The organism is Clostridium polynesiense (assembly GCF_000820705.1).
In the GTDB taxonomy this organism is placed as follows: domain Bacteria; phylum Bacillota; class Clostridia; order Clostridiales; family Clostridiaceae; genus Clostridium_AA; species Clostridium_AA polynesiense.
In genome coordinates, this window is the sequence record NZ_CCXI01000083.1 from 43600 (window position 1) to 56738 (window position 13139).

Consider the following 13139-nt stretch of genomic DNA (forward strand, 5'->3'; position numbering starts at 1 on the left):
GTTAGCTAATTTTTATTCAGAAAGTACAAGATCTAAAACTTTTTCCTTTCCATCTCTGGTTACATTCACCTTTACCGTATCACCGGAATTATGGGTTTCTTTAATCTTATTGATATCTTCAACGGTTTTAACAGGTTTTCCATCAAATTTTGTTACCATATCTCCAGGTCTTATTCCAGCTTTTTCTGCAGGACTGAATTCAACAACATCTACGATTAATACATATTCTCCTTCAGGCAGATTGTTCTTTTTTGCAACCTCTGTTGTTATATCCCTGGCATAAATCCCTATTCTCAATATTGGTTTAGAAAGGGCTGTGAGCCTATTTTTCACGCTGTTTATAGGAATGGAAAAGCCTATTCCTTCTACACCCTCCATCTTTATTTTTGCAGTGTTTATTCCTATAACCTGACCTCGTGAATTTACCAGAGGACCTCCACTGTTTCCCGGATTTATAGCTGCATCTGTCTGAATATATTTAAGTGTCTTACCATCTATGGATATTTCTCTGTTTACTGCACTGATTACCCCTGTAGTTACGCTTCCTAAGAATTCCTTTCCTAAAGGATTTCCTATAGCCACTACCTGTTCACCAGCCTGAATGCTGTCTGTATCTCCAAGCTCAACTTTTCCCGGTATCTTGACCTCATCTGTAATCTTGATAACCGCTAAATCCTGACTGGCATCATAATTTATGACTTTAGCGTTTACTTCAGTTCCATCTACCAGAATAACCTTAACGGATTGTGCTCCCTGTATAACATGCTGATTTGTAAGTATATAACCTTCGTCGTTAATTATAAAACCTGTTCCTATGCCCTCCTGAATAGATTGACCAAATCCCATGTTCACTCTGCTTTTTGTGGAAACACCTACTACCGCAGGAGCCACCTTCTTAACTATTTCCGTAACGGATAAAGCATCCTTATTCTCAGCAAAGCCTGGTGGATTATAATTTAAATACTGACTGTATTTATTATTTATTTCGCTTATATTATTATTTGTGAATTTGAGAACCCCGTAGGCTCCCACTGCACCTCCTAAAATGGTAAAAACTAAAGCTAATGCAGTTAAACCTAAAATCCTGCCCATTTTTCCTTTTTTTCTACCTTGATGTGACGAATTATGTGAATTTTCACTATTAGGCTTATATTCGTTATATGATTTTTCTGTATTATCAGTATTTGTTTTATTTTCATTATTAAATTCCATATTATCTCCTCCTTCATAAATTATATTTCCCATTGATTAAATAATAAAACATTAATGTGACAGATTTGTGACAAAAAAAATAATTAGCTATAAATAGCTAATTATTTGCTGCGTTTTGCATTTCACTTTGCTTTGTTACAAACTTCAACGCATCGTGAATACTTTCATAATACTCTAACGGAATAACATCCCCTTGGGGTTTTAGCTCCTGAACTACCGTTACATCTTCTTTAGAAAGCATCTCGAGTTCTTTTTGACTTTCAGCATTTCTGTTTTCGTTTACTAAAATAGCTAAAGGCTTATTACCCAGCATCCCCTGATGCTGAGAGGTACTGTCTCCGTCAATAAGCACCTTTGTTTCATTCCAAATGGCTGTGGCATAATTATTAGCTACCCTGTGTGCTTTTATATCTTCTGCATAAACATCGGAAACCTTATCTAAAAGTCCCTGAGGATAATCTACCAGCCCTAGGTTGTCCAGTACTCTTGTCAGCCCAACATAAGACCCTAGCTGTTCTACTTTTTTTGATGTTTTTCCTTTAGATACCGCTTTAATAAATTCCGGTGATTTCATTTTATTTTCATTAATAGGACTTATGAGTATCATACCCGCAACATCATCTGGATATATTTTAGCAAAATTGCTCATTACAAGGCTTCCATATCCATCTCCCACAAGAATATACGGTCCTTCCAGACCTATCTTCCTAAAAAAAAGATGAAGATCTCTCGCTTGTTTTTCCGGGTTCTGATAGTCAGTTTTATCACTATAACCATAACCGGATCTGTCATAAGTGAAGGTTTTAACCTCAAGATTTTTAGGCATATTCTTAATAACCTTTTCCCATTCATAAGAAGTATATCCCATCTCAGATTCAAAAACCACAGTATACTTTCCTTTTCCCGATAAAGTATAATGAATCTTATTACCATGAAGGGTTGCATATTTAGTTTTAGTTTTTAATTCTCCTATTTCTTTTGAGTAGCTGATTTTTTCGTAAATAAACCCTCCTGCGGTAACTAAAAGCAAAAATATCAAAATAGTATTGATTATTTTTTTAGGTTTTATTTTTTTCTTCATATTAACTTTATGCAGCGAATTGGAATTGGTTAATAATTTCATTCTTTTCACCTTTTATAATTATTTTTCTCCCAGCTTGAGATTTGGTTTTGCATTTAAATCCATAGAAGAAAATTCATTTTTTATAAATTTAAAATATGCTGCGCTTGCAATCATAGCTGCATTGTCAGTGCATAATATAGGTGAAGGAAATAAAACTTCAATGTTCAAATCCCCCCCCTCCTTTATCAGCCGGTTTCTCAGAGCTGAGTTTGAAGCAACTCCCCCTGCTATTGCAATCTTATCCACCTGGTATTTTTTGCATGTAGCTATTACATTATCTGATAAAACATCAATTACAGCCTTTTGAAAGGAAGCTGCCACATCCGCATCATTTATTTCTTCTCCGGTCATTTTAGCTTTGTTTAGGTAATTTAAAACTGCTGATTTTAATCCGCTGAAGGAAAAATCCAGAGAATCATCATGGAAATTAGCTCTGGGGAACTTGATAGCATTTTCATTTCCTTCCTTGGCAAGCTTATCGATTTTAGGTCCTCCTGGATAGCCGAGTCCTATGGAACGCGCTACTTTATCATAAGCCTCCCCTGCTGCATCATCTCTTGTTTCTCCTATAACCTCATATAAGCCATAATCTTTAACATAAACTATAAAGGTATGTCCTCCGGATACCACAAGGCATATAAAGGGCGGTTCCAGCTTATTATGTTCTATATAATTGGCACTTATATGCCCTTCAATATGATTAACCCCTATAAGAGGTTTTTCCAGGGAATAAGCTAATCCTTTAGCATACTGTACTCCCACCAGCAGTGCTCCTACAAGCCCCGGTCCATAAGTTACAGCCACTGCATCTATTTCATTAAGGGTTATTTTCGCTTCCTTTAAAGCTTCCTCCACCACAGCATTGATAACTTCTATATGCTTTCTGGAAGCAACCTCAGGAACTACCCCTCCAAACTTTTTATGTATATTTATCTGCGATGATATTATGTTCGACAATACCTCTCTGCCATTTATAACCACTGAAGCTGAGGTTTCATCGCAGCTGGTTTCAATTCCTAAAATAACAGTGTTTTCTATCATTAAATCGCCTCTCCAACAGTTTTCATAACACATAGTATTATACTTTATAAACCTTTGATATTCAATGCATTTATAGCTTTTTTTAAAATTGCTTCAGTTGTATTTTGTATATTACAATGTTATAATTTATGCGAACATATATTTCTATAAGAGGAGATTTTCTATGACTAAAAATTATGCCAAAATCGTGGTTAAAGGTTCTCCCATATCCAAATCTAACTTTAAGCTTTTCAATGTTCAGGGTAGAGCTATTCTTCCATATAAATCCGGAAAATACCATGATAGGTACGCCCTTTATGAAGAGGAGATAGCTTATGAAGCACGCCTTCAAAACCCTGACACAGTGCTCAGCGAAGCTTTAATAGCAGTTCTAAAGGTATACTATAAAAGTGAAAAACGCCATCCCGATACTAACAATATAACTAAAAGTATATTTGATGGTATAGAAAAAAGCGGTGTTATAGTTAATGATGCTCAAGTTAGGAGATTGATAATTGAAGAGTTTTATGACAGAGAGAATCCCAGGTTTGAACTAGAGCTCTTTGCTGAAAGCATTTATTCAATGGATTATTCCATACTTAAAAGGGACAAACCAGACAAAAAAATAGAATATCTTCCGCCCTGCAATAAGAAAAACCCATTAACAAAGGAATCTTCAAAGCCTAAAACTGATTCATCAAAACTGTATTGTGATATCTGTGGAACGTCGTTGAAGGAAGAAGATGCTGTATCAGCTAACAGAGGAAAAATACTTATATGCAGGCAATGCTTTAAAAAGCTTTTTTAAGGAGGACAAATGAAGATTTTATGTTTAGGTGACAGCTTAACCACAGGCTACGGTGTTTCAAGAAATGAAAGCTGGTGCTTCGTGCTTCAGTCCATATCAGGAATTCATGTGATTAATGGAGGTGTAAACGGTGATACATCTATAGGGCTTCTAACAAGATCCTCTAGTGATATAGACTCTGTAAAGCCTGATGCAGTAATAATATTCATAGGTACCAATGATATGATAATGAATAGGTCTGTGTCAAACACTTCAGAAAATATAATTCTGGTCATTGAAGATATTCAGTCCAGTAATCTTCTTCCTATTGTTGCTTTTCCCCCTAAGATAATACCTCAAATGGCTTCAAAGTTATGGGACTCTAATGTTGATTATTTAACGGTAAATAAAAAGATTTATGAACTGAGAGAAATGTTGAAAGATTACTGCAGCATAAATTCAATAAATACTTTAGATTATTATGATTTGTTTTCGGAGAACACAGAGATTCCTTCCAGATATTATCTTGACGGAATACATCTTAATTCTTCAGGTCACAAACGTATTGCTGTTTTTACTTTTGAAAGGATAAAACAATGCTGTTTTAATGTATAGTTCCAATATAAAAAGGGAGGTAAATCTATTGTATAAGATAGTTTCCTCCTTTTTTATATAATTTAAATTCTTATTTTATTTCCCATATAAAAGCTATGCTTCAGCTTTGGATTATTTTAAGTAATTTTCTATAAAATCAGCAGCCTTTACACCTGTGGTTCCGCCTTCTATAGCCACATCATTTGCCCAGCTGTAAGTATGAATTAAATTTCCGCAAGCAAAAACTCCTCCTTGGGTGGTCTCATAATTATCATTCACCTCAGGTCCTCCTGTGGATTGAGATAATTTAATTTTTGCTTTTTCCGCCAAATCGCTTTCAGGCATCCACCCTACAGAAAGCAGCAGTGTATCGCATTCTATGTATTCTTCTGTATCCTTTATAAACCTGCCGTTTTCATCCACTTCAGCTATTTTTACTCCCTTTATGCGTTCATTTCCTAATACATCTGTAATTGAGTAGCCAAGCTTTAAGGGAAGGTTAAAGTCTTCAATGCACTTAGCAAGGTTTTTCCTATGAGAATGAATATATGGCTGTTTTTCTACTATTGCTTTTACTTTTGCTCCTTCTAATATAAGCCTTCTGGAAACGATTAAGGCAATATCGCTGGAGCCTAGTATAACTACGTTTTTACCAGGGAGATAACCCTGAAAATTAATAAATTTATGAGCAGATCCTACGGTATATATTCCTGCATATTTATTCATAGGAACATTAATGTTACCATTATATTTTTCTCTGCACCCGGTAGCCAGTATTATCGCTTTCCCTTTAAATTCTACTATACCCTCTTCTGGATTTACAGCGGTGACTACCTTATCTTTGTTTAAATCCAATACCATTGTATTTAATCTATATTCAATATTATCTGCTTCTATCCTGTTTATAAAATACTGGGCAAATTCCGGACCTGTGAGGGTTTCCTCCAATATATTTTCACCAAAGCCGTGATGAATGCATTGAACTAAAATTCCTCCAAGATAATCTTCTCTTTCAAGTATAAGTATATCCTTTATGCCCTTTTCACGAGCAGATAACGCAGCAGTCATACCGGAGAGTCCTCCACCAATTATTATAATATCGTAGTTTTTCATGTCATCCCCTCCACTTTACGTAATGATAAAATAATCTAACCCAATTACTATTTTACCATAATAAAGCCGGTTAAGATGTAATTTTAAAAAATAAACTGACAGCAATGTCAGTTTATTTTAGAGGTTCGTATTTGCTTAAGAGCTCCTGGAGCTTACTTGCCTGAAGAGCAGATTCTTCTGCAAAATGTTTAAAAGCAATCCTTACCTCCTGGTCATCTACCTTATCGGAATACTCCTCATAATCCCTTACATTTTCCTGAGCATCCAAAACCTTTTGTTTTATAATATCTACAGTATTTAATTTCACGGCAATCCCTCCTTAAATATATTTTTACCATTTAGAAGAGATTTATCCTGAAGAAACTTATGAATTTAATCTATGATTTCACCCTGTGAAGAAATTACCGCTTCTTTAAAATCCAATAAGTCTCCTGATTCCTCTAAAGCCTCTTTAACAGCCTTTGATAATCCTCTGCAGCAGGGAACTTCCATTCTTACCAGAGTAATGCTTTTAATTTCATTACCAAGGAGTATATCAGTTATTTTTTCTTTATTGTGCTCATTATTATCCAATTTAGGACATGCTATTAAAGTGATTTTGTTCTTTATGAAATCATTATGGAAATTTCCATAAGCGTAGGCAGTGCAGTCTGCAGCAATAAGCAGATCAGCATTTTTAAAAAATGGAGCTTCACTGTTAACTAATCTGAGCTGAACCGGCCACTGCATAAGCTGAGAGGTATTATGTTCGAAGCTTTTGTTTCCAGTATCTTTATACTCTCTGCTTATACTTTGAGATGGACCTCCCATGCAGCCTAAATTCAATGTCTTATTATACTTTTTTTTATTATTTAATCCTTCCACTCTTTCCTTTACAGCTGCATCGTCATATTCATCAGCTTCTCTCTCGATTATGGTTATTGAACTGGTAGGACATCCTGAAAGACAGTCACCAAGACCATCACAGTAAATATCTTTTAAAAGCTCAGCTTTTCCGTTCCTTAGTACAATTGCAGCTTCGTGACATGCATTTATACATATTCCGCATCCATTACACAATTCTTTATCAATATTAACTATCTTTCTTATCATATTATCTACTCCCACAAAAAAACTTAGGTTACAGATAAATTATAATGAGTTATCAAAATAATTTCAGTAACCTAAGTTACACTATTAAGCATTATTCTCTGTTACATAAAATTTAATTCTCTTTAACTAAAACACCTTTTTTAATAACCTTATTTACTATATTTGTACCCAGATTATAAAGCATAAATTTATAACTTGGATATTTAAGAATTATTAAATCCGCCTGCTTACCCTTATCTATACTCCCTATGATTTTCTCTCTGTTTAAGGCTGCTGCACCATTTATGGTAAGAGCGTTTATAACCTCTTCTAGAGACAAATTCATATTATAGCATGCCAATGCTATTAATAGTGGGATGCTTTGGGTAAAGCAGGAGCCTGGATTAAAATCAGTAGCAAGAGCTACAGCACATCCCTCATCTATCATTTTTCTTCCTCTTGCATAACTTTCCTTTAAACTAAAGGCTGTACATGGAAGCAATGTGGCTATTGTGTTTGAAGCTGCCAGAGCCTTAATTCCATTATCAGAAGCTTGAAGAAGATGATCAGCAGAAACCGCCTTTAATTCGCAGGCAAGCTCAGTGCCACCTATTCCTTCTATTTCATCGGCATGAAGCTTAAGTTTCATCCCCATAGATTTAGCTCTCTCCAAAAGATATCTGGATTCATCAACTTCGAAGACATTCTTTTCACAAAAAACATCACAAAATTCTGCCAGTTCTTCATTGGTTACTATAGGAAGCACCTCATTAATTATAAAGTCTAAGTACTCCTTTTTTCTTCCTGTATATTCTTTAGGTAAAGCATGAGCTCCTAAGAAGGTAGATACTATATCTACAGCATGAGATTTATCAAGGTCCTTCATAGCCTTTAACTGTAAAACCTCAGTATTAAGATCTAGACCATAGCCACTTTTTCCTTCCACAGTGGTTATTCCCATTTTAAGCATATCATCCAGTCGTCTTTTCCCAAGCTCAATAAGTTCTTCCTTTGAGGCTTCTCTCGTATTATTAACTGTATTCGCTATTCCTCCGCCTCTCTTCATTATTTCCATATAGCTTGTACCTTTAACCCTTAGATAAAATTCTTCTTCTCTGTAGCCAGAAAAAATAAAGTGGGTGTGAGAATCAACAAATCCCGGCAGTACACAACAGCCTTCTGCATCTATAATCTCATAATTTTCAAAGTCACAGCCTAATTGTTCCTTTGAACTTATTATTTCTTTTATAACACCTTTTTCAACGATTATGGAAACATCCTTTAAAATATGAAGCTCTTGCATTTCACTTCCTTTTTTAGAAGTAAAACCGCTGCATGTAACAAGCTCTCCTATATTTTTAATAATTAAATTATTTCTCATGCTTTCTACCTATTCCATAAGCTTAGATTCTAATACTTGATTAATTGAAAAGTTCTCTATGCCCATGTAATATTCAGCACAATCTATGAGAGCCTGCATAGGTACTAGTCCTACTATTTCGCTTCCTACTACATTTACTCCATATCGTTTAGCTTCCATTCTTATCATTTCAAGGCTTCTATATAATGCTGTCTTTGTATAATCAGTCATATTCATGGATACCTGGGTTATATTCCTATCCTCAAGTTTAACTCCCATGGCTTTACAGAATCTCAATCCCCCACCTATGAATCTTACCTTCTTTCCTATAGCTGAAGCTATTTCAAGATTAGCTGTGTCAAGATTCACATTAAATGCAACCAAAGGCATTCTGGCACCTATGGCAGTAACTCCTGCGCTTTGATGAGGGGCTTCAGGGCCAAAGTCAGGTTTCCATTCAGGCTTCTTTAGCTTTTCAGCCATTCCTTCAAATTCTCCTTTCCTTACCACCGCAAGGTTTTCTCTCTCAGGAACAGATGCAGATTTTTCATATAAAAATATTGGAAGATTGAATTTTTCAGCAGCAGTTTGTGCAATTTCCTTTGAAAGTTCCACTGCTTCTTCCATAGTAACATTTCTAATAGGTATAAAAGGAACCACGTCCACTGCTCCCATCCTAGGATGCTGTCCCTGATGAGTTCTTAAATCTATAAGCTCAATAGCTTTTTCCATGAATTCTATAATACAGCTTTTAATTGGTTCAATTTCTCCTACTAAAGTAACCACTGTTCTGTTATGATCCTTGTCTGAGGAGTAGTCTAAAAGTTTTACTCCCTCCTTAGCTCTGAAAACATTTATTATGCTTTCTATTTTATTAAGATCTCTTCCTTCACTGAAATTTGGAACACATTCAATTAATTTATTTGTCAACATTATAAACACCTCAGTATATTAAAAATATTTATTTACTGTCTCTCTAATGGTATCTTCATCAACTAAATAAGGTAAAGTTATATGGTCTGAATCTTCTCTTGTCCTATTATATTCTATACTGGTTTCTATAGAATTTTCATTTCTTGCCCAGGCTCTTCTTGCTACTCCACCCATAACATCCCAGAGCATAGCTGACTGAATAACCTCATCTATTCGTGAGCTTCCATCAAGTACAAGTCCAAAACCTCCGTTAATAGCTTTACCTATTCCTACTCCACCTCCATTATGCAGAGCTATAAGACTCATACCTCTGGCAGCATTTCCTGCAAAGCACTGAACAGCCATGTCAGCCATAATATTGCTTCCATCTTTAATATTTGCAGTTTCTCTGAAAGGAGAATCCGTTCCGCTTACATCATGATGGTCTCTTCCCAACATTATGGGACCAACCTCTCCATTTCTAACCATTTCATTGAATTTTAACGCTATTTTAGTTCTTCCCCAGGCATCCTGATATAATATTCTTGCCTTTGTGCCTACCACCAGTTTATTTTTTTCTGCATCTCTTATCCATACATAATTATCTCTATCCTGTCCTCTCCTATCCGGATTTATGCAATCCATAGCTGCTTTATCAGTTTTTATTAAATCTTCATTTTTACCGCTTAAGCATACCCACCTGAAAGGGCCGTATCCATAATCAAAAAGTTCTGGTCCCATTATATCCTCGACATATGAAGGGAAGATAAATCCATCTTTTTCATCCTCTTTATTTTTGGATATCTCCTTAACTCCAGCATCATAAACTGCCTTCATAAATGAGTTGCCGTAATCGAAGAAATATGTTCCCCTCTCTACCAGTATCTTAATCATATTAAAATGTCTCACAAGAGTCTTATCTACTAATTCCGCAAATTTATCTCTATCCTTCTTTAAAAGCTCCGTTCTTTCTTCAAATGTTATTCCTTGAGGGCAGTATCCCCCCTCGTAAACAGCATGACAAGAGGTTTGATCTGACAATAGAGGAACCTTAATATCCTTTTCTACAACGTACTCTAAAAGGTCTACAATATTACCATGATATGCAATAGATGCAGCTTCTTTCTTATCAATATACTCCTGTGCTATTCTAAATACTTCCTCCAGGTCAGAACTCACATGCTTTACCCATCCCTGATCATACCTTGTTAGTATTCTAGAATAATCAACCTCTGCTATTATTCCAACCCCTCCTGCTATTTCTATGGCTTTTGGCTGAGCTCCACTCATTCCTCCTAAACCGGAACTTATAAACAAATACCCTTTTAAATCCTCATTACAATTTAGTCCAAATTTCTTTCTGCCTGCATTTAAAAGAGTATTGAAGGTTCCATGTACAATCCCCTGAGGTCCTATGTACATCCATCCTCCCGCAGTCATCTGTCCATAATTTGCTACTCCCATCTGCATTGCATAATGCCAATCCTCTAGATTGTCAAACATTCCCACCATTAAGGCATTGGTTATAATTACTCTAGGAGATTCCGGTCTTGATTTAAATAGTCCCACAGGATGTCCCGACTCTATTACCAGAGTTTGGTTTTCAGTTAAATTCTCAAGGTACTTCTTGATAAGCCTATACTGCATCCAGTTTTGGCACACCTGTCCAGTTTCTCCGTAGGTTACAAGCTCATAAGGGTATAAAGCTATTTCAAAATCAAGATTATTATCAATCATAACCTGAAAAGCTTTACCTTCAATACAATTCCCTTTATATTCATCTATAGGCTTGCCGTAAATCCTTCCTTCTGGCCTAAACCGATATCCATAAATTCTCCCTCTGGTTTTAAGCTCTTCCATAAACTCTTCAGCCATCTCTTTATGAAATTCTTCTGGAATATACCTTAATGCATTCTTCAAAGCTGTTTCCGTGTGACTTTGATTTAAGGTAAAGCCTCTATCCGGTGCTCTTCTTATCCCTTCAATAAATTTAGGATATGATGGAAGAACAGGATCTAATTTTATTTTCATAGCTTCCTTTATAATACTGTTATTGATCATTCCTAATCCCCCTTTGTACTAACTATATCTATATTGTACCTTTAAATTAAGTAATAATCTATATTTTTCCAGGTTATCACTTTATTACGATAAATCAAAAAAAAAGGAAGCATAAGCCCCCTTTATAACAATAAAGTGTTCTTTAAATCCTTATAGTAGCTCCTGCTTACAGGTATGTTTTCATCCGTCCCTTTTAAGGTCAATAAATATACCCCATTTACCCAATGAGTTATCTTAACTATTTTATTTAAATTTACTATATAGCTTCTGTGGCATTTAAGGAAGGAACCTCTTCTAAGTTTATTTAGTATTCTTCCCAGGCTTTCATCAAAGGAATATACTCCGCTGTGAGTTATCACTTCAGACTCTCTTCCCTTGACTCTTACATAGATTATATTTTCATAATCTATGAAATATACCTCTCCGTTTTTTGAAATTGGCAGCTTATTTATACCTTTTACTGATAAATTTTTATTAATTAACCCTTCTGTACTTTCAATCCTGTAATTATCCTCTTGATTCTTGTAGGTATAAACTCCGAGAACTTCAATTTTATCCTTAATCTCCTTATGGTTTTCTACATATTTAATATCTTCTTCATTTACACTTAACACCATTATCTTTTGCATAGTACCACCTTCTAAAATATTATTACTTACCACTGACCTAATTATTTTTAAACTATATAATGTATTAAAAAAGCTACAAAAATGATATTATAAACATATAAGTAATTATTAAAATGCTAATAGATTATTTTAATTAATCACTTATACTATCGAATTAATAAGGGTATTTCTAAATACATGACATGAGTAAAAAATGCTTCCTTTAAAATAGCTAGGAGGAAAAAAATGCGTAAAAATAATATTATTTTAGGAGTATTGCTAATCATAATTGGATTTGCTTATTTCCTTAAAGTTACTTTAAATTTGAATTTCTTCAGTTTTTCTACTCTATGGCCTGGAATAGTGTTTTTCATAGGAGTAATGTTTGAGGTAAAATTTTTTAGAGATAGAAGCTGGGGAGGAAATTTAATCCCTGGAGGAATATTCATGGTTATTGGTTTAGTACTGGCGTTCCAAAAGATTACAGGCTATAGATTTTCTCAATATATTTGGCCTTTTTATATATTTTCCCTTTCAGCAGGTTTCCTTCAATACTATTTTTTTTATAAGAAGGATAGAGCTATACTTCTTTTTGGAATGGTATTTTTAATAATCTTTATGGTATCCTTCCTGTCAAATTTACTAAAAGGATTAGTTCCATGGATTTCAGGTAGTTTAATATTTCCAATTCTGCTTATTGCCATTGGAGTAATTGTAATTTTTAAAAAATAAAAGCGGCGTCTGCCGCTTTTATTAGATTGATGATAAATTATAAGGTCTTAAGGAACAACAACTCTAATACCTTTATGAATCATGTCTAAAACTATACTATTATCTTTTATAATTTCACCATCTACATTTATAATAAAATCTTTAGAACTTTTAATAGATATCTTTCTTGCTTTATAAAACTAAACTTCTTTTATATTTTCATGTCTTCCCTTTATTACCTGAGGAAATAACCGAAAAACCTTAATCTTTGACAGTTTATCTATTATACAGACATCAAATATTCCATCAAAAATATCGGATTTAGGAGATATCTTTATACCTCCGCCATAATACTTTCCATTGGCTATAGCAGCTAATAATATCTTTTTATTATATTTTATCCCATCTAATTCAATTTCTCCATCAATAAAATTAAAACTGAATAAAGTTTTGATAATACCTAATATGTATGCAAAGGATCCGGAGATGAATTTAATCTTTTTAAAACTCCTAGATTGATATGTAACTTCAGAGTCAAAGCCAATAGAAGATATGTTTATAAAATAT

The 13139-nt window shown here is 34.4% G+C and carries 14 protein-coding genes; 3 read left to right on the plus strand and 11 right to left on the minus strand.

The genetic code is table 11. From position 1 onward, the window contains the following. Nucleotides 1–12: 12 nt before the first annotated feature. From TA89_RS07740 to tsaD, 3 genes are all read right to left on the minus strand, one after another. Entirely contained in the window at nucleotides 13–1212 is a 1200-nt protein-coding gene (locus TA89_RS07740) for a S1C family serine protease (protein ID WP_040212282.1), read from the minus strand. A gap of 97 nt (nucleotides 1213–1309) precedes the next feature. Beyond that, nucleotides 1310–2293 carry an alpha/beta fold hydrolase gene (locus TA89_RS07745; protein ID WP_207642847.1) on the minus strand — a complete coding sequence of 328 codons (984 nt, stop codon included), beginning with the start codon at nucleotides 2291–2293 and terminating at the stop codon, nucleotides 1310–1312. A 60-nt stretch (nucleotides 2294–2353) separates the two neighbouring features. Then, nucleotides 2354–3376 (minus strand): tRNA (adenosine(37)-N6)-threonylcarbamoyltransferase complex transferase subunit TsaD, encoded by a 1023-nt coding sequence (gene tsaD, locus TA89_RS07750; protein WP_040212284.1) that lies wholly within the window; start codon nucleotides 3374–3376, stop codon nucleotides 2354–2356. Nucleotides 3377–3539: 163 nt separating this feature from the next. On the opposite strand from tsaD, the gene TA89_RS07755 reads away from it, so the two are divergent. Both TA89_RS07755 and TA89_RS07760 read left to right on the plus strand, forming a co-directional pair. Continuing rightward, a complete protein-coding gene (locus tag TA89_RS07755; protein ID WP_040212286.1) occupies nucleotides 3540–4163 on the plus strand; it encodes a RusA family crossover junction endodeoxyribonuclease in 624 nt (207 codons plus the stop codon). Nucleotides 4164–4172: 9 nt separating this feature from the next. Next, nucleotides 4173–4757, plus strand: a complete 585-nt coding sequence (locus tag TA89_RS07760) for a GDSL-type esterase/lipase family protein (protein ID WP_052447368.1) — start codon at nucleotides 4173–4175, stop codon at nucleotides 4755–4757. A gap of 111 nt (nucleotides 4758–4868) precedes the next feature. Here TA89_RS07760 and TA89_RS07765 read toward each other — a convergent pair whose 3' ends face one another. The 7 genes from TA89_RS07765 to TA89_RS07795 all read right to left on the minus strand — a co-directional run bounded on the left by TA89_RS07765 (nucleotide 4869) and on the right by TA89_RS07795 (nucleotide 11882). Then, complete coding sequence (locus TA89_RS07765; protein ID WP_040212302.1) at nucleotides 4869–5849, minus strand: NAD(P)/FAD-dependent oxidoreductase; 981 nt, start codon at nucleotides 5847–5849, stop codon at nucleotides 4869–4871. A 112-nt stretch (nucleotides 5850–5961) separates the two neighbouring features. Beyond that, the gene (locus TA89_RS07770) at nucleotides 5962–6156 is read right to left on the minus strand and encodes a hypothetical protein (RefSeq protein WP_040212287.1); all 195 of its coding nucleotides are present in this window, start codon (nucleotides 6154–6156) and stop codon (nucleotides 5962–5964) included. A 65-nt stretch (nucleotides 6157–6221) separates the two neighbouring features. Next, nucleotides 6222–6941, minus strand: coding sequence for an ATP-binding protein (locus TA89_RS07775; RefSeq protein WP_040212288.1), 720 nt, complete (start codon nucleotides 6939–6941; stop codon nucleotides 6222–6224). Between the two features lie 112 nt (nucleotides 6942–7053). Further along, a complete protein-coding gene (hutI, locus tag TA89_RS07780; protein WP_040212289.1) occupies nucleotides 7054–8301 on the minus strand; it encodes an imidazolonepropionase in 1248 nt (415 codons plus the stop codon). Between the two features lie 9 nt (nucleotides 8302–8310). Continuing rightward, nucleotides 8311–9213 (minus strand): glutamate formimidoyltransferase, encoded by a 903-nt coding sequence (gene ftcD / locus TA89_RS07785; protein ID WP_040212291.1) that lies wholly within the window; start codon nucleotides 9211–9213, stop codon nucleotides 8311–8313. Between the two features lie 18 nt (nucleotides 9214–9231). Further along, complete coding sequence (locus tag TA89_RS07790; protein ID WP_040212292.1) at nucleotides 9232–11253, minus strand: urocanate hydratase; 2022 nt, start codon at nucleotides 11251–11253, stop codon at nucleotides 9232–9234. Nucleotides 11254–11375: 122 nt separating this feature from the next. Next, on the minus strand, nucleotides 11376–11882 hold the full coding sequence (locus TA89_RS07795) for a LytTR family DNA-binding domain-containing protein (RefSeq protein ID WP_052447369.1): 507 nt from the start codon (nucleotides 11880–11882) through the stop codon (nucleotides 11376–11378). Between the two features lie 225 nt (nucleotides 11883–12107). On the opposite strand from TA89_RS07795, the gene TA89_RS07800 reads away from it, so the two are divergent. Further along, a complete protein-coding gene (locus TA89_RS07800; protein WP_040212293.1) occupies nucleotides 12108–12593 on the plus strand; it encodes a hypothetical protein in 486 nt (161 codons plus the stop codon). Between the two features lie 179 nt (nucleotides 12594–12772). Here TA89_RS07800 and TA89_RS18575 read toward each other — a convergent pair. Further along, nucleotides 12773–13139: diacylglycerol/lipid kinase family protein (locus TA89_RS18575; RefSeq protein ID WP_423219499.1), on the minus strand; the 367-nt coding region annotated here is incomplete at its 5' end.